Consider the following 18,907-nt stretch of genomic DNA (forward strand, 5'->3'; position numbering starts at 1 on the left):
GCTTAAAATGTATTTCCTATTACTTTGAGCAATACTAAAACCATCACAACACATTAATATTAACAAAAAAATAAAAAATATATTACCGTTTTTATTTAAGTTGGTACACATAAAAATTTTAGGTTATTAAACCTCAAAATTTCGATATAATAACTTTATTTTTTTGTCACCACACTTACAATTAAACTAAATTAGTGCTATAAACGATCTTAGTTTACCTAAAAAATAACATTCTCTTTCCAGACTACATAATAACTTAATGAACTTTTCTTCTGAGTCAACAAAACTTATTAAGTTAAGGATAGTTTCTTCTGATACCAACCTATAATAAACTGTTCTTTCATTACATAAAGTAACCTCTAATAACTTACTTCTTTTATCATAAAGCATGGAATCAAAGATTAACGAGTCAGGAAAATAATATTTTTCCACAATGGAGTGTCTAATATATCTCACAAAAACTAAATACTTGAATATTCGACAATCGTAAAATTTTCTGTACCATCTTTTTTCATAAAAAGGGATATTAAATTACTATAAAGTGCATAAATTTTTTGTCCCTTGTACGATGTTACAGCTGTAGGATAACTAGTAAATCCAACCGATTTTGAATCCTTTACTTTTGCCTGAATTATTTTATTTTCAACACTTAATTTAAACGATTTAATTTTGCCTACAGCATTTTGTGTAATATATAATTCATCATCCTTTAATAATTCTATACCATCCACTGATTCAATATTATCTGCCAAAAGATATGGTTTTAAAGAAGATAAAGGTACTGCATACAAATTCCCTAGTGCACTATGTCCTACAATTAAACTATTTGTAGACTGATGATAAGTAATGCCTGTAACACCTAACTCACCACTCAAATTTGCATTTAAATCTTTCATAACATCCAATACAGATACTTTATAGTTGTCATTTACCTTAAATATTTCTGAATTACCAAAAGAATTAGTAACATAAATATTACCTTTTTTATCCATTGTTATATCGTTTAGAAATATTCCATTATCAACCGATACACTCTTTCTTAAATCCAATAATTTAATCAAATCACCTGTTTTCGAATCAAAAAAACCTAATTTCCCTAAAGAAGCAACTGTATTAATAGAAGATTTTTCACCTACTCCAATATCAGAAATAGCCGCAATTATCCTATTATTCTTTTCATCAGTATAAATCCCTGTAATGTTTACGAAATCATCATTTTTAGCCAAAACAGTGTATTCTCCATTCACTGGGTTGAGCTTACCTATTTCTCCCTTATTAAGGGAACCCAAGATAAATTGATTGTTTTTCTCATCATAATCAAAGCTCTCAGGAAAATAGGCTTTCTCTGAAAGAACATATTTTGTTTTAATAGTTGAAGAACTTTCCTCATTCGTATTCTCTACTTTACTCTCTTTCTTTGGTTTAATATTTTCATCTTTCTTTTTACATGAATAGAATGATAAAAATATACCACTTAACAAACTGAATATTACTAGCTTTTTCATTATTTTAAAAGTAATTTTTTAATATTTTCCTTATGTACTGGATCTAACATTGAACCATGACCTCCACCCTTTATTTCATAAACAGTAGCATTATTTTTTCTTAATAATACCACTTCAGCATCCGTCAGACCTCCTACTGCTTCATCTTTGTCTCCAAAAGCATAAATCACATTACTAAGGTCTTTATCCTTCAGTAGTTTTGTATATCTATACATACCAAACCCTGCTTGAAGTCTCATGACCGCATACATTTCTTTCTTTTCTTTCTCCGTAACATCTACTTCAGAAAAATCTTGACGGGTAGGAACAACTCCATCTTTAAAATAATAGCCTCTTCTATCTCTAAACCCTTTCCAAACCACATCTGGAAAATCCAAACGGCCAGCCATAATTAAATATTTTTCTACTAAATTTTCCTTATCTGCTATTAGTTTAGGTATCAAAACTGCTCCAAAAGAATGACCAATAATGTATACTTTCTTTCCCTTTTGTTTAAAATATTTTGCTACTCTATACAATATCTCAACAGAGACTAGGTCTTCCTGTATAGCCCTTTCAAATGATAGATTCTCATTCAGTCCTTGGATTATATCTAGATTATAAGTATTGGATTGATGAACATAAACCTCATGATAATCAGATAATTCTAAATCATCAAAATAATCTAATCGTAAAACATTTTCTGGCCCCCCATTACAATAAAGCATTACTTTGTCAGATTTAAGGTTGCCTTTTTCTACATAAAGATCCTTTATATCAGTTGATAACTGGGTCGTTATTATGGGTTTATTAACTTCCTCCTTATCACAAGAGGAAAATACCATACAACAAAATATAACGACAAATCCTATTAAATTAACAATTCTATGTTTCATTACTTTTATCTATTAAGTTTCTCATAAACTAATGAATAAGTACCTACCTCATTCGTATTTACTTTTACCATAATCATGGTACACCTTTCATTAAAGAATATATTATGATTTCCAGCTATCGGAGATAATACTTTATCTTTTGTTATTTCTTTATTTCCAGCCAATGGCATAATATTAAGCATTTCTTTATTTATTGTATTTTTATTATGTAATGCATTAAAAGAAACAAACGGAAGTAAGAAAAATTCCACCATCTTTTTTGAATATTTTTTATTTCTTAATTTTAATAAAATATTCAATTGATTCGATGATTGTTTAGGAAGTAACATTTCTTTCATATCAAAATAACCATCAATGTAATACTTCCCTTTAATTTTTTTCACATCTAAAATAACCTTTCTCTTAACCAAACAACTATAGTTATCGATAATAGAATATGCTATTGAATCATTTTTCGAATTTCGAACTAATGTTTTCGAAGGAATAAACCTTTTCAATCTCCACTGATGAGAAACAATACAATCGTAATCATATCTCAAATTATTGATGACTTTTCTATTTTTATCTAATATTTCAACCTTTTTAGGTATCATATTTCTTCTAAACTTTTTATTCAACGAATAATATCCACAAACAATAATGACTACCATTATCACGCAAGAAATGTTTTTGAAAACTTTCATTATCCTACTCCTTGATAAGGTTTTTAATTTATCATAAACTTTGTACTATATTTTCTGCTACCAGAATTAATATTTAAAATATAAATACCTGATGGAGTATTTGTAGGTATACCTATTCTTATTGTTTGTACACCATTCTGTATAGATATAACATCATCCTTAATCAAACCTCCTTGAATATCAATAATACTATATGATAAATAATCCAATTCATTTTCATAAAATGACACATTAATATCTTTACCTGGGGTCATTAAAGTAGGATATACGTTAATATAAAGCTCACTATCATTAAATTCTAAAACCCCCAACTTCTCTGAAGTTCCATCAAAATCATATTGCACCAAACGATAATACATATACTTTCCCGAGATGGTTACATCATAAGAAACCGATACATCACTATTACCTTGAGCTTGTAGTTCAGTAATAGATTCCCATTTCTTACGATCATTAGAAGCCTCAACAACAAAATTTCTACTATTAAGTTCTGTAGCCGTTTCCCATTTTAAATATACTTCATCACCATATTTCTCTCCTTTAAAATAAGTCAATGTAACAGGTAATTGTACAGTATTTGGAATTGGGTTTTTTGAATACTTACCATTTATTACATCTCTACAAAATGCTTTCCTGTAACAATAATTAAAATTACCAGCATCACACCATCCACCTGATGGTTTCTTTCCATTCCCAAGACCTACGTATATACCTCCTTTTTTACCTACCGAATAATATAAAGGATAATTACAATTAATATCTATACCTTTATGGATCAATAAAGCCCCATCAATTTTTGAAAGAGAGGCCGCCCCATTAGTCTTCTTTACAGAAAACTGTCCCTTTATTTCAAAAATCCCCTTCTCCTCGATGCTTATATTAGCACCTGATGCTGAAAAGTCCCCATCGACAATCAAAACACCATGCTGATTCACAGTAAATTGTTGAGTTTGAACAGAAGTTAAATCACTTTCAAAAATGATGGTCCCACTTACCTCAACAGAGGTTGGAACCTTCTTAAAGGTCGTTTTTTCTTTAATTCTTAGAAAGGAACCTTTCTCCGAAAGAATACTAATTTTTGCATTTTCTTCAATACTTTTGAAAACTGCTTTAGCTGACCTCTTTAAAGTTAATATACTATTATAAGAAACAGATCGAATTTTTACATTCTCTGTTTTTTTACCTAAATCAAAATTAATAATAAGTGGCTTAACTCCCCAACCAATTGTCCCAAATTCAATTATATCATTTGCTCCATTTTTCCCTGGGTATCCATTCTTATTCGTAGATTCCCAATTGTTTGGATTTTCCCATTGACTTAAACTATTGTATCCCGAAGCTAATTTAGGTTTATATACAACCTGAGCACTCGTGTTTATACTTAGTACAAACATTATAAATACACAAAATTTTATTTTCATTCTTTAGAACCTATATATCCACTTCTAAAAAGTGAATTAAAAACATTAAAATAAATACTAAAACACCAATATAATGACCTATATAATAGCCAATTAATATTCTTCTTTTATTAAAGTTCATTGTCTGCACATTGTTATTATTAATCAGAAAAAATACGATCAAAGTCTAATATTTCAATAACCCCTCTAGCATAATCAATCTTCCCTTCCTCCCTTAACTCTAATAATATTTTTGTAACCAACGGACGAGGAACTCTTGTTAATTTTGAAATATCATCATGTGAATAATTATGATAAATTTTACTCGATCCTTTCATTTTATTCTGAAGATGACCGATAAACCTCACAATTCGTTCATGAGGATTCCTAAAAGATAGTACCTCTATTCGATCTTCTAAGCTTTTAAGCTTTTGTTTTAATAAGTCGCTAATCATTTCTTCAAAAACAATATTATTTTTCTTCAGAAGATGTACATCATTAGTCGACATATAAAGTAACTTTGCTCCTTTACTACCTGCTATTGCAGTCAAATTATTATACATATCGACACCTATGAATAACCTCTGATTAAAAACATCCCCAGGTGTTAGTATATCTTGTACTATTTCTTCCCCGGTATTGCCTACAATTCTAGAAATAATCAACTTCCCCTCCATCACCAAATACACCCTTGTCTTATTGCTTGGTATAAATACAGGTAAAATTTCATTACTAGATAATTCTGTACTTTTCGCCCAAAAAGATAAAAATTCCGGTGAAATCATAAAGATAAATTTGATATTAATAAAACAACCACATATTAATAAAACACTTGAACTCCCTCTTTTTCAAGTATAGCTTAATTACGAATACAAATATCAACTTTAGTCTTATTAAGAATTGTATTCAGAAATACAATTAACAGGTATTAACTTAATATTAAGTTATCAATAATTCATTATTAATTTAATGAATATTATCGTATTAACTTTCCAAAATAAATTTTTTTAAGGTGTACTTATTAGGGAATTTTTGACTATCTCTTATTGCCATCCGTACATCATTTATCTCTGGCCAAATATTCCATTTCGGATTATCCACATACTTTTCTTGAGCTTCTTGGATCACTTCATTTGATAAGCCAATATCCAATAGTCTTATCTTTAGTTTATGGAGTTTTTCTTCAAATTGTTTATTTGATTTTACTACAATATTGTTACCCAAAGATTTAGGTTGACTTTTAAATGAGTCTACATTGTTATTTTTCAGGCATTTATTCTCATTAAATCCCTCTAAAGGGGATTTAATATCGTTGTTTATATAATTTAACATGATACTTTCAAGTAAAATTAATTGAGTTTGTACATCGGTAATTGTCTTTAACAAACTATTAAAATATTTTACAATCACACATTTCAATTTTTCATTCAATTTTTCTTCTCCATATTTTAAATGTATTTCCTGTCTTAATTTTTCACAAAAGGATTCAAATACTTTGTGGATTTTTGATTGATTACGATCATGTTCCGTAAATAAATTATAGTACTTCTCAAACTCTAAATGCACCCCTCCCTTTTTGGACACTGGCTCCTTTACTGTGGATTTCTTTTCTCTGTAAAAGATATAATTTGAATAATTTCTTTTTTTATTTGTTACGAAAGTTATATTTATGTCTGTATGTTCATTTATATGAGAAATCTTTTCTTTTATCATTTCTGTCAAAGTAGAGAAAGAATAACCATCTCCTTTTTTATTTAAATAATTATGTTTGTTTAAGCCCAGTTTCTCTATTAAATCAAGACACGAATACATTTTTGTTGGATATTTACCAACTCCATTTCTTAATAATTCATATAGCCTTGGTGTATGATCTTTTCTCAAATTAATAACATTCATATAATCAAATGACAAATAATTACCTGTAGGATTAATATATTCTTTAATCCTCCTATTAAAAATATAATACACATAACTCCCTTTAAGATGTATCACTTCAAATATTGGTATGTATTTCTTATCCAAAAAATTGTTGGAGGACAAATCTATATGTATAGTTTGAGTTGATAATTGCTGACAGGCTATATCTATATGTATTTTAGACTTACCACCAACACTCGTTAAAAAATCTCGATAATAAATTTTGTTCGATTCATCTTGATTATATTTAATAGTAAAAACATATAATAAAAGCTTTTGAGCTAAAACTGACAATTCTTTCTTCTGATTAGATTGTACTAAGTTATTATGTTTTTTTACTCTCTTATTTCTTTCTCCCTGAATTCGAGTTAAAATTTCCATTATACATTATTTATGATTCTCTATCGGCAGAGTTATTGTGGACTGTTAGAGGTGTAAAATTACACCTCTAACAGTCCACAATAACTCTGCCGATACATTTAATTTCTTGTTTTTGTATAGTAATACACTATATAACCTCAATTATCCAACAATTATGTATCAAATCAAGGACTTTTACTTGTTTAATCGAGTACACCTTAAATAGTCCATAATCGATACTTATTGTTTACGGCGCTTCTATGGACTAATAAATCAATACACAAGGACTTTTCAGTGTTTAACTGTGGACTTTAAAAGGTATAAGTTATTTTATTTATCTATATATCAGTTCATTAAAACACTATAAATAAATAAATAAGTTTAATAATTATATAAACACATTTCTAATTTTTTGAAAATTATTATTGATATTTAATGATTTCAACAAATCTAGTTGTTAATAGCCCTAGTAAATGTATCTATGATTACATTTTATTTATGTGTGATTTTTTACCTTTGGGGTTAAGGTTAGTTAGACTATTATTAGTTGAAATAAACTAAATAATTAAAATTAAAACATTAACAATTATTTATTGTCCAACCTTCGAAAATAGATGTCTTCTGTTTGTAAATTCACTTTTGAATCTCTCTCTTTTTTAATTTAAAAGCCTAATTACAAATTTATTGTTTTAACGTATATAAGACTCGTTAGTAGTATTCTTGTTTTTAACCATTGTTTTGTATTGATAATGGTTATTAATAAATTTTAAGAGTTACTCCTTCGTGTAACACTGTGTACGTTATTCCGTATTTGTTTTATTATCTATTGATTTAGAGAGTAATATAAATTTACAAACTAATCAAATAAATCTTTAATCCCATGTGATCACTATGCTTACATCATCATTGCGTATGGAGTTCTCTCCATTTTTTAAAAACACAATCTCATTGGTTCCTGATGAATTAATGGTAATTAATTCAAATACTAACAATAAAAGGGTTTTTCTTGTTGGTGAAGGAAAAGTATTTATTTCTAAAATAAGTCCATCTGGAGAAGAAATTGTCTATGAAATTTTACAGGAAGGCGATTTTTTCAACCAAAAGATGTTATTGGATTTGTTTCATATGAATGATATATATATCACTGCAGGAAACCAAGGTGCTAAATTATATTATTTATCTTGTACTGATGCTAAATCTCTCAAAAATAATTGTGATAAATTCAATGAATTAATCACTAAAGCAATTCAGAAAAATATTTTCTTTCTTGAATCTAGAATTGAGGTATTATCATTCAAAACTCCTTATGAACGAATTTCACGATTTATATATCACTTACATGAATATAAAAAATCTAATGAAATTCATCATAATTTTTCTCATGAAGACATTTCAAAACTCACTAGAGTTTCACGTCCATTAGTAACTAAGGTTATGAATGAGATGAAAAATGAAGGTAAAATTTTTTATCAAAGAGGTGTCATCAAAATATTAAATAACCAAATGTTATTTCAAAATATTTAATCATTCTAATTTATTCATCATAAACAAACTTTTTTTAAAATGACAAAACTAAATTATTTTAGAGTACTTATAATTAGTATACTAGGAGTACTGTGTGCTATAATTGATTCAAATGCTCAAGATAGAGTACAGGTTGGCTTATTTATGGGACCTAATTGGTCTATACCTAATGGAGAACCTCCTAGATTAAGTACAGGTTCTAATTTTACTTCTGTAAGAACTCAGTCTAAAGCGTCATTATTATTTGGATTGAAATTTAATTTCTTTTTAAGCGATAATACTTCACTGGAAGTGGATGCGCTTTATAACTCATTAGGTCAAGTTAATGAATATTCGGATTTATATCATGAGTTAGGGTATTCTGACAAAGTAGAGAAATATACTGATGCACTGAGATATTTTTCTTTTCCTATTATTTTTAATTATTACATAACAGAAAATTTTTACGTGAAATTCGGGGGGTATGGAGCTACGTTATTAAGTGCCCAGAGACGTAAAGAGAATAAATTTAATAATAGTAAAGATATACAGCATTTATTCAAGGAAACTGATTTTGGTATTACTACAGGTTTAGGTGTAGAACTTAGTCGATTGTTTGTAGAATGTAGGTACAATAAAGGGTTTACGGATATCACTGTAAGTGATCAAAAAAAATATTACAATCAAAACATTCAATTATTATTTGGAATTAAATTTGGTAGATAATGGAAAATTTTAAAAAATATATCGTTCTTAATCTAATAATTTTGTCACTTTTTTCGTGTGACCCAATTAGTAAAGATGAAGCAATCAATACTTCTGATATAAACACTTTTAGATATAAATCGGTCGTTAATTATTATAGCAAGATTGGGGATAGTGATGTAGTTAAAAGTGAAAATTTTAATGGTTTTATAAAAACTTTACCTTCTGATAACTCTACTTCCTTACGTATTGTACCCAACAATGGAAGTATTTGGGAAATAAAACTAGGGCAACCTAGTTTTACAGTAAATGACAGTATTGGATGGCTTATTGATAGTCAACAAATAACTATTGAAGATGTTACTTACGAAGTAAAAGGAGATCAATATAAAATATATAATGTATTACAAACTAAAGATTCTATTTTTGTTAAATATAATTCTACTGTGTTAGATAATAAATTATTGATAAACTCTGTGTCTGCTTCTTTGAAGGGTATTAAAGTAAGTAGATAATGTGTTGATCCATCCTTAAAATAAAAAGTACTTAGACTTAATTTATTAGATCTAAGTACTTTTTTATTTAAATACCACTACACATAACATTGTTTATGTTTGTCAATAAACGAATCATAATCAACTGATAATAAGTATATAAATATAACTTCTATTTCATTTCAAAGCTTCAATAAGGCTTGAGCTTATAGTTAATACATATTCCTTTATCTCTCGTTTATACTTATGAAAACTTTATACTATTTAATCGCTATAATTTTTATTTCTAATACATCAATGTCAAGTTTATTTGGACAGTGTTCCACAAATGGTATTAATAATGATGTTACTTTCAACGTATCTGGACAATGTAATGAGCCTACTTCAACTTTTTATGAAGAAATTACAGCAACTAGTAAAGATATTACCGTCATATTTCAAGACGGTGATGATGATCCTAATGATGGTATAGATTATATATTAAATTATTCAAATTCGTTTATAACTGGTGTGCTAGATTTGACATCAAATACTTTTGATTCTACATATTTTGCTACACATAGTGTGCATTTAATAATAAAATCTAATACATATGTTAAAGTTAATGGGCATTTAGTATTAAGATATGGATCTACTTTAACTATTGAGCCAAATGCTACGTTAGAAGTTGTTGGAAATATATCTTTTCCACCAAACTATAATAATTGTTCAGATTGTAATGATGCAACATTAAGTTCAGCTGAAATTGCAAGTGCAAGAGCAGAGTTTGAAGAAGAACATCAGAATTCTGTAGAAATTTATGATCATGGAACAATGATAGCTAATAATATCGATTATAATAGTGATCTTCCAGTAGAATTGACTTTTTTTAAAGCTTCCAAAGATGTATTAAATAATGATGTAATATTAAAATGGCAAACAGCTACTGAAGTAAATGCATCACATTTTAATATACAAAAATCTAATAATTCAAAACAATGGAAAACAATAGGAAGTATTGAAGCTAATGGGAATAGTAATATTACTATTGATTATGAGTATATCGATCAAATTAATACAACGGATGCTTTTTATAGATTAGAACAAGTAGATTTTGATGGTCGAGTGGAATACTTTGGACCAATAAAAGTAGTTTCGAATAATATTAAACCCTCTTTTGATGTAACTTTTGCACCTAATCCTCTTCCAAATAATTCAGATATAAATATTAATGTTTTAGGTGATATTGAGAATATGGATTTATATTTTCAATTGGTCAATATTAATGGTGAAATCTTTTTTGAAAAAACATTTAATGGCGTTTCTTCCAATATATTTTATCATAAAATCCCTAATGAAATTTTAGATCAAAAAGGTTTATATATTTTAATTGTAAGATGTGGTAATAATACTTTAAAAAAGAAATTAATAAAAATGTAGATTTTATTATGATTTATATTTAGGGGTATCTTATTTAACGGTACCCCTACATTTATGATGTTTAATATTTTTTTTGGAAGGTAAAGTTTTTTCTTTTTTAGAAATAATGTTTAGTCATTAAAAATGGTTGACTTTATATGGAAATTATTAAAAAAATTTTAGTTGAGAAATGTTATTTTCCTCATTCTTCAACTATTGATTTTTTGATTTATGATAAAAGGAGTTGTTCTTTAAAGGTGACATTAAGAAATAACCGTTCTTTGTATTTAAAAAATATTACAGAAAATAGTTATGATAAATTAATGAGTACTACTAATAATGAGAAGGAATTTATAATTTTATTGAAGTTGTATTATAACCGACAATCTTTTTTTTATAAAATGCTTTTTTATATAAAAAAAATATTTGTTTAATCATTTTACTTCAATTTTGAAGCTAAATGATAAGTAGATTTTATCACCCATTAAATATAGAATTCCTATCTAGTTTTAATGGGTGTTTTCTGTTTTGAAGAAATTTTTATATAAAAGAATAAATGTATGCTTATTTAGAAGTATGAAAATAGAGGTTTAACAGAGTCTTTTTGTCAATTACAACAATTAAAGTATCTCTTTTAATTATTTGGTAGTAAAATGAAAGTATAGATATTGAATAAGGATGTATAGTTTTTTATTATAAAAAATATTTACACTGCTCCCCTTCTAAAACTATTAAAGAAATACCTAGCAAACAGCGAGAAAATCATAAACCCACCACCAATAAACCTCAAAGAATTATTCCCTACCTCAGCACTCATATACCTTAATACCGCAAGGCCTCCAAACAGCAACAAGAAATAAACCGACATATCCAACTGCTTCAGCTCCCTTCCTAAATAAGTTTCCGTAATCTCATTCACCATATCTTTATCCAAGTAACTTTCCTTAGACAACCGATCTATAAGTTGGATAATCATTCTCGGATTCCCTTGACTAGATTCCCAAATAGCCGTTTTCAAATGTGCTAGATCTTCACATTCCAAATGAGACGTTTGTCGATAGATCAAACCCATAGCATCATTACGTTTCAAGTTTTGTAACTGTATTCGCTCAAAACTCCACAAGAAAGTAGCCTTAGAAACAGGCACACTACGAGCCGTACCCACAATTACAAAATGTTCCGCCAATATTTCCATCACTCGAACCGAAGCTGGAGAAATATCATCCAAGTTATCAAAACACAAAATGTACTCTTTTGCTTCACACACCTGACACATCATCTTCGCAATGTTCAAGGTGTTCTCTTTACTAATTTTAATATGTAACTCCCTCTGCTCAATATCCTGGAACATCAAACGCTTTACTTCTTCTTTATCTCCATCAAAAAGCAATAGTAAAGTATTGGTCAAGCTTTTTTTCAACCCTCTCGTATCATCAAACTTCAATACTTTCTTCTCTACTGTATTGATCATGTTCTCCAATACAAAGCTCTTCCCTACTCCCGTATCTCCTAAAATGATGGTATTGATATCACGATGCATAGAAGATAATAATCGCTGCATCTCAGCTTTTCTACCCACCAAACCAACAGGGCGTTTTGAAAGTGTATTGATATTAGGTAGCACCATTGTTTTCTTACCGAAGACATTTGACACTCCATTTTTTACTAACTCTAGCTTCTGTCCTACCCATGTTTTTTTCTTGCCTCTATTGGTAGAGGATTCTACGAGTTCCTTTAAAGTTTTAGGTTCTTGATGTGCATAGATTAAAGAAGTCGCAATATTCTGATGGCCTAATGCATCCTTGATATCTTCTGTCTTCGCTCCCTCAGTACGGAGCATAGTTGCAAATGTATGTCTTAACTTATGAGGATGAATATTCGTACCTGCCAATAAACTACTTCTCATCTCATACTTACGAAGAATCTTATTTACTGCTCCCCTAGTTAGATTAATACCGTTTCTCTCAAACAACTTCTGCCCTTCGTTAAAGTGTTGCTGCGTACAATACGTCACTAAAGCCTTATACAAACGAGAAGACATCGGCACCTTACGCTCACGTATCTTATGATCAGGTCGCTTTTTTAAGCTAGTCACAAATACCAATCGTGCCCGAAAATCAATATCAGAGATTGTCAAATTTAAAGCTTCAGTAATACGGCAACCAGCATGAAGCATCAATAAAATGAGTGTGTGATTACGACTATGATCAGCAGAAATACGAATCAATTCTTCCTGCTCCTCAATGGTGAGGTATTTTCTATCGGAACGAGTATTTAATGTAGTGTTATTGATAGTCAAGAGAGTAGCGTTTGGTTAGATACAATTTTGGGGAGGGATATATCTATTGGGGGGTGTTGTAAATATAAGAGAAATAAATAAAATAGCTTGTATAAAAGATTTTTTCGTCAAACTTCTATTTTTATCAATACCATATTAATTTAGTTGTTAATGTAATAACCAATCAAGAAAGATACAAAACTGATAGCAATACCAATAATAGTCTAATTTTTATTCTCTTTGCTTATTGAAATACTTCTTTCTCTTGAAAGTTTATTTGATTTTTTTGCTTGAGAGATTTCTTCTTTTTCAGGGATTTTCTCAAATTCTTTGGTTTCTAATAATTGATGCCCTTTTCAGTTAAAATATGTCTATGTCCTGAAATTTTGATTATGTAACCTAAGCTCAACGAATCATAGTAAAACTTAGAGCATTTCTGACTTACCGATTTGTTACAGAATTAATTTCTTGTTCTTTTATGTTATGAATATTTTATTTATAATCAAATGTATTTTATTAACATCAATAACTAACCGTTAAATAAATATTTGGATAACAACCCCACTAAATACCCCCTCAATACCTAACTTCTCCAAAACCACCTGCTCATCCATCTTCAACTTCAAAGTATCCGCCTGATACACTTCAAACCCCTCAACTTCTTTCTCCAACTGATTAATTTCCTTAATTGCCTTTCCCTTCTGGTAATCAGACAACCCATCAAAGTTACCTTCTAAAGTCGCTAATTCTCTTTTCAAGCTTTTAAACTCAAGTCGACTCTCTGCTTCATTATTTCTCTCCTCTTTCAACTTCTCATGAATCAACTGTAACTTATTTTTTAGCTCCTCTTTTCCATCCTCTAAAGCTGTTATCTTTGGCGAAGTAACCAACTCCATAGAAACGTTACTCGCCACTTTTTTCACCCCCTCTTTATAATGATAAAACTGCAGATTACTAAAAACAGTCAACTCTAAAATAACAGCATCCAACAAACGGTTTAAGCTATCCAAACTGATTTCCTCGAAAACGATTCTTTGCGATTTCAATTCCACATCAGTATGTTTAAAATCAACTACCTTGTAGGTTTCATTATCAGTAAGTAGAAACTTCTTTTCTTTGGAAGCATGAGGTAAATACAACTGTGCTTCTTTCTCTTTTGCTTCTATCACATAACCACTATCGAATTCCCCTGTCAACTTATTTTGCACCGTCAAAAACAAAGGACTCGGATCATGTAATTTCTCCCTTCTCACATGGGAAAACGTGGCAAATGCTTTGTTATAGGTGGTCCAGAACCCATTAGCAATTAAATCCAAAGAGAGTAAATTCAATCCAATAAAAATAAAGAAGATGATCGCTTCCGTTTTCACCTCTCCAGTTCGTAAACGCATTTTAGGATTGGCAGGAAGTACACACCTTACCTTTGAGAAAGGAAAAAAAACGGAATCCCCGAACGGGTACACATATCAAATATCAAGTGAGACAAATACGCCAACATACCAATAATTACTAAATGCTCTCCCCCGCTGAGCCGTTCAATCAAAAGGAGCAAGACCCCCCAAATGATATTTGCTAAAATACTATGGGTAATGGTTCGGTGGCCATAATTGGTTTCCAACCATTTTGAAATTGGATAGAAGCATCTTCCTAAAATTGTTCTTGGATTGTCAATGTCTGGAAGAATAGAACTCACTAAAGTTAAAGCAAGATAATCAGGCTTTTCAAAGACATTGATATCATATATTGAACAGAATGTAGCAGTAAAAGTTAGTCCTCCTGCGAGGTGGTTGTAGGCCATCATGAGAAAGTAGTTTTAGAGATATTAGATTATATAAAATTATTTTAGAAGATAGAAAATTAAATTGGAGTTAATAAAATTACTCACATTTACTAAATGATACAAAAGAAACACTTCCCTCTTCAAAACCCTCCAAATCAACCCACAAAGTATCAGCTAACACCACCTCATTCCTTTCCTCCAATTTGAAACACTCTACATCAGTAGAAAGGTAATAAGATTCAATGCCATCAAAAGAAGTCACCAGATATTTCCCATTTGAGATTAAGTATCGCCCTGAATATTGGCTTTCTATCATCTCAACTCGATTATGAGCAGCAATATGTAAATATGATTGACTTTCTTTTCGAAACGAACCATCCTTAAAGAAGTAATAGTTCTCTATTTTACGGTAGCTTCCACCGTTATTGTAGGTTTTTACAGAATCTAAACAATAAGTCGTTATCTCTAATTTATTTTGGGAAGCACAAGAAAATAACGATAATAGAATTGTTAGTAGTAGCAATTGTTTCTTGATCATCAAATAGTAATAGTTTTTGAGAGTACTTTATTAAAAGTAGGGTTTAGCTAAATTTATCCAAACCCTATATCATTAGTTCTTACTTCATCTTTTTCAAACCCCAAGGTCCCAAATCATCTTTCGACTCGATAGAATTTTCTTTAGAACCCAAGTCAGTAAAAAAGTCAATTCCTGTCAGCGTTTCAATCGTATTCACAGGTACCACATAATCACGAATCTCCCCTACTGCTCCAAAATGTGGCAATAAGAAACCAATCGCTTTCGGTTTACCATCATCAAAACGTAACAGAACTTTATAGTAATAACCAGGAATCGTCACTTTGTTTTCTCCAATTGCTCCCAAGTTGTTTTGGAATACTGGACCCGTTGTGACATATACCTTTTCATGCTGTATCGCCATCTTTCGAACGTATTCTTCCAAGTCCGCCCAAATCCCTTGATTGAAAGAAGGGAGTTGTGGAGACATGTTTGACATCAAGAAAGACTCTCGGTTGTTGGCATCAGACAAATAGTTATCAGCAGAAGGAGACAAATGACCACGATCAAAACCTGAGCTTCTATAATCTTCTAAAGTAGCAGAACCCGTTGTAATTCTCGGATCTTCATCAAAGCACCTTTTGCAACGATCTCTTTTGTTGAGGACTTCTGATTTCGTCAACTCGTAAAACACCCAATCGGGTTGCTCATGCTGTTCGTTATAAGACAGGGTGTACTGTGTGTACTCTTCAATTTGGTGATCGTCTACCTTACTGGGCAGATAATCCTGAGCGAAGATGTAATTTGATAGCAATAGCAAGATGCTGAGAAGTTGAATAGTTGTTTTCATCGTTAAAAGTTGACAGTATCAGTATTTTAGAAATAACGAATCGAAATTGGGGAAAATATTTTGTTTTACAAAATGGAAAGCAAAAAGAATTGTTCTTCAAATCAACCTCAAATAGTTTATTCAAAAATATCGTATCTTATTACTCTCATTATTCCAATTATCATTTATACCCATGAAATATAACATCGACACAAAACAGCTCTTCACCGATCAACTCAAATACCTCAAAACCGTAGTGTGTCCATTAAACCTGGAAATCAAAAATTTGAAAAAAGAAGAACAACATTATCACTGCTCTCACTGTCATAAATCAATCATCGATATTACACATCATACCGATCAGATGCTTATCAATTTATTTGATAAAAATCCTGATCAATGTATCAGTATAAATATCAATCAAGTAAATATTTCGATTACCAGAGAACGTAAATAATATGAGAACTATCAAAACAGCGAGAACACTAGAAGAAATCAATCAGGGAGTCAAAGACGGCTTCAAAACCCTCTTCCAAGAAGTGAAACCCTCTCCAAAAATCAAAAGGAAAGTAGCTGTAGTTTGGAATGATTCAGAGAATAAATATCAAGAAGTAGGAGATTTTAGAAGTGGTGGAAGTAAATTTTATTGGTACTATCCTTATCATTTTCCAAATCCATATGCTGCTTATCTATTACCAAAGGACTTAGAAATTGGTGAAAGAGTCTTTTTGGAAGATGTCATAGAAGATATTGTGGCATCAGAATGGAATCAAGGAGATACTACACGCTTGGAAGCTGGTGAAGCTACTTGGAATGGAGAGTCTTTTGATTTTGATGAAAGAGAACTTATAATGATTATGGGGTGACTACACTTGTGATCTATACATCTTCAGTAATTTGCTCAGTTTGTTCTCAAATAATTATTTTTCACTTTGTTTAGGTTTGACTTTGGCTTGACTTTGGCTTTACGCTTTTTCTGAGAGTATAAAATAAACGCTGTCCGTAATTTTTAAATTTTATATATTGAAAAGTTATGGCAAAGCAACTCACAAAAGAGAGTGCTGAGTTTCAGCAAATGCGAGATTTGGCACTCAAACAACTATTATCTGGTCAATCCCTTACAGGTGAAGGTGGTGTATTTGCACCATTATTAAAACAATTTCTAGATAGTGCTCTAGAAGCAGAAATGGCCTCTCATTTAGAGGAAGAATCTCTGGAACAGCCTGAGGTGAAAAATAAGCGTAATGGTAAACGGACAAAAACAGTAAAAACAATAGCTGGAGAAATTGAAGTGACAACACCTCAAGACAGAAATTCTAGTTTTCAACCTTCGATTATCCCAAAACGTGAAACTATACTCGCCGACAATATGGCTCCAAAAATCCTATCACTTTATTCGAAAGGAATGAGCTTGTCAGATATATCATCACACATAAAGGAGTTGTATGACGTATCAATTAGTGATCAAACCCTTTCAAGTATCATTGAAAGAATAACACCTGAGGTAAAAGCATGGCAAAATAGATTCCTAGATAGTGTTTATCCTATTGTTTGGATGGATGCAATTCACTTTAAAGTTAAAGGCGAAGATCGTCGTACAGAGTCTAGAGCTGTTTATAATATCCTAGCCCTGAATAAAGATGGCAGAAAGGAGTTGATAGGCATGTATATATCTGATAGTGAGGGTGCGAATTTTTGGCTTCAAGTATTGTCAGATTTAAAAAATCGAGGGGTAAAAGATATTTTAATAGCTTGTACAGACAACTTAAAAGGTTTTTCTGAAGCAATTTTAAGTGTTTATCCGGCAGCAGAGATTCAAAAATGCGTAATTCATCAAGTTAGAGGATCAATAAAATATGTTGCCTCCAAAGACCAAAGAGAGTTCATGAAGGATTTAAAGCTGGTTTACAAGGCAATGACTAAAGAAATTGCAGAAGATGAATTAAATAATTTAGATGAAAAATGGGGAAAGAAGTACCCTATTGTAATAGAATCCTGGAGGCGAAACTGGTCAGAATTGAGTGCTTATTTTACTTATGACCCAATGATTAGAAAAATGATATATACAACAAATGCAGTGGAGGGCTTTCATAGACAAATACGAAAGGTTACTAAAAATAAAAGTGTATTCCCTAATGATATGTCTGTATTAAAACTAATCTATTTGGCTCTTAATAACATTAGTAAAAAATGGACAATGCCTATCGTAAACTGGGCAATAACAGCACAACAATTAAGAATCAAATTTGGCGATAGAATGCCGATGGATATTAAGTAAGATAAACACTTTTTGACACAAAAATAAAGCGATACTTCATCTTTGAAAAGGGAAAATGAATTGACTCCTTCGTCGTCACCCTTGTCAAAAATGAAATATCACTTTTAAAATGTATCATAAAAGTTGTTCTTCTTGAAAAAAGAAACTTAATTATGAACTGAGAAAGAAATTAAATTCTGAATTAAATCGAGACAGCGTTCAGATTACACTCCCCTTTTTCTTTTTCCCATAAGATTTTACTTTAATATTATCAGTGTCTTGGTATGATATACCTCCTCCATTGTATGTTTCAATATTATTATATTCTAGTTTTGAAAGATTTCAATTTTTAGATATCACTGTTAATGTTTGAAACTATTTTAGGTTTAACATACAATACATAATTATT

18 protein-coding genes are annotated in these 18,907 nt (G+C 30.2%); 7 read left to right on the forward strand and 11 right to left on the reverse strand.

The genetic code is table 11. The features are described 5' to 3' along the window. Nucleotides 1–461 precede the first annotated feature (461 nt). The 6 genes from MY04_RS27780 to MY04_RS27805 all read right to left on the reverse strand — a co-directional run bounded on the left by MY04_RS27780 (nt 462) and on the right by MY04_RS27805 (nt 6,761). Nucleotides 462–1,505, reverse strand: coding sequence for a hypothetical protein (locus MY04_RS27780; RefSeq protein WP_066216910.1), 1,044 nt, complete (start codon nt 1,503–1,505; stop codon nt 462–464). Beyond that, complete coding sequence (locus MY04_RS27785; RefSeq protein WP_066216913.1) at nt 1,505–2,380, reverse strand: alpha/beta hydrolase; 876 nt, start codon at nt 2,378–2,380, stop codon at nt 1,505–1,507. The genes MY04_RS27780 and MY04_RS27785 overlap by 1 nt, the downstream gene beginning before the upstream one ends. A gap of 5 nt (nt 2,381–2,385) precedes the next feature. Next, nucleotides 2,386–3,063: a hypothetical protein gene (locus tag MY04_RS27790; RefSeq protein WP_158297967.1), complete on the reverse strand. Its 678-nt coding sequence runs from the start codon at nt 3,061–3,063 to the stop codon at nt 2,386–2,388. A 23-nt stretch (nt 3,064–3,086) separates the two neighbouring features. Next, nucleotides 3,087–4,457 (reverse strand): T9SS type A sorting domain-containing protein, encoded by a 1,371-nt coding sequence (locus MY04_RS27795; RefSeq protein ID WP_066216920.1) that lies wholly within the window; start codon nt 4,455–4,457, stop codon nt 3,087–3,089. A 167-nt stretch (nt 4,458–4,624) separates the two neighbouring features. Continuing rightward, complete coding sequence (locus MY04_RS27800; RefSeq protein WP_066216922.1) at nt 4,625–5,248, reverse strand: Crp/Fnr family transcriptional regulator; 624 nt, start codon at nt 5,246–5,248, stop codon at nt 4,625–4,627. A 199-nt stretch (nt 5,249–5,447) separates the two neighbouring features. Continuing rightward, a complete protein-coding gene (locus tag MY04_RS27805) occupies nt 5,448–6,761 on the reverse strand; it encodes a replication initiation protein (RefSeq protein WP_066216924.1) in 1,314 nt (437 codons plus the stop codon). Between the two features lie 870 nt (nt 6,762–7,631). Between MY04_RS27805 and MY04_RS27810 the strand changes: the two genes are divergently transcribed. The 4 genes from MY04_RS27810 (at nt 7,632) to MY04_RS27825 (ending at nt 10,861) form a co-directional block, all read left to right on the forward strand. Then, nucleotides 7,632–8,264, forward strand: coding sequence for a Crp/Fnr family transcriptional regulator (locus MY04_RS27810; protein ID WP_066216926.1), 633 nt, complete (start codon nt 7,632–7,634; stop codon nt 8,262–8,264). Nucleotides 8,265–8,303: 39 nt separating this feature from the next. After that, on the forward strand, nt 8,304–8,969 hold the full coding sequence (locus MY04_RS27815; RefSeq protein WP_066216928.1) for a PorT family protein: 666 nt from the start codon (nt 8,304–8,306) through the stop codon (nt 8,967–8,969). Next, the gene (locus MY04_RS27820) at nt 8,969–9,463 is read left to right on the forward strand and encodes a hypothetical protein (RefSeq protein ID WP_066216931.1); all 495 of its coding nucleotides are present in this window, start codon (nt 8,969–8,971) and stop codon (nt 9,461–9,463) included. Before MY04_RS27815 ends, MY04_RS27820 begins: the two co-directional genes overlap by 1 nt. A gap of 276 nt (nt 9,464–9,739) precedes the next feature. After that, entirely contained in the window at nt 9,740–10,861 is a 1,122-nt protein-coding gene (locus MY04_RS27825; protein WP_066216936.1) for a T9SS type A sorting domain-containing protein, read from the forward strand. Between the two features lie 685 nt (nt 10,862–11,546). On the opposite strand, the gene MY04_RS27830 is transcribed toward MY04_RS27825, so the two are convergent. From MY04_RS27830 to MY04_RS27850, 5 genes are all read right to left on the reverse strand, one after another. After that, complete coding sequence (locus MY04_RS27830; protein WP_066216942.1) at nt 11,547–13,139, reverse strand: tyrosine-type recombinase/integrase; 1,593 nt, start codon at nt 13,137–13,139, stop codon at nt 11,547–11,549. A gap of 515 nt (nt 13,140–13,654) precedes the next feature. Beyond that, nucleotides 13,655–14,509: a hypothetical protein gene (locus MY04_RS27835; protein ID WP_066216944.1), complete on the reverse strand. Its 855-nt coding sequence runs from the start codon at nt 14,507–14,509 to the stop codon at nt 13,655–13,657. 26 nt (nt 14,510–14,535) lie between these two features. Then, entirely contained in the window at nt 14,536–14,919 is a 384-nt protein-coding gene (locus tag MY04_RS27840; RefSeq protein ID WP_084006209.1) for a metal-dependent hydrolase, read from the reverse strand. A gap of 76 nt (nt 14,920–14,995) precedes the next feature. Next, on the reverse strand, nt 14,996–15,436 hold the full coding sequence (locus tag MY04_RS27845) for a hypothetical protein (RefSeq protein ID WP_066216947.1): 441 nt from the start codon (nt 15,434–15,436) through the stop codon (nt 14,996–14,998). 79 nt (nt 15,437–15,515) lie between these two features. Next, nucleotides 15,516–16,262, reverse strand: coding sequence for a DNA/RNA non-specific endonuclease (locus MY04_RS27850; RefSeq protein ID WP_066216950.1), 747 nt, complete (start codon nt 16,260–16,262; stop codon nt 15,516–15,518). A 172-nt stretch (nt 16,263–16,434) separates the two neighbouring features. Between MY04_RS27850 and MY04_RS27855 the strand changes: the two genes are divergently transcribed. From MY04_RS27855 to MY04_RS27865, 3 genes are all read left to right on the forward strand, one after another. After that, nucleotides 16,435–16,698 carry a hypothetical protein gene (locus MY04_RS27855; protein WP_066216953.1) on the forward strand — a complete coding sequence of 88 codons (264 nt, stop codon included), beginning with the start codon at nt 16,435–16,437 and terminating at the stop codon, nt 16,696–16,698. A gap of 1 nt (nt 16,699) precedes the next feature. Beyond that, entirely contained in the window at nt 16,700–17,107 is a 408-nt protein-coding gene (locus MY04_RS27860) for a hypothetical protein (protein ID WP_066216956.1), read from the forward strand. 167 nt (nt 17,108–17,274) lie between these two features. Next, the gene (locus MY04_RS27865; protein WP_066216960.1) at nt 17,275–18,519 is read left to right on the forward strand and encodes an IS256 family transposase; all 1,245 of its coding nucleotides are present in this window, start codon (nt 17,275–17,277) and stop codon (nt 18,517–18,519) included. The last annotated feature ends 388 nt before the right edge of the window (nt 18,520–18,907 follow it).

It is taken from the genome of Flammeovirga sp. MY04, from assembly GCF_001682195.2.
GTDB classification, from domain to species: Bacteria; Bacteroidota; Bacteroidia; order Cytophagales; family Flammeovirgaceae; genus Flammeovirga; species Flammeovirga yaeyamensis.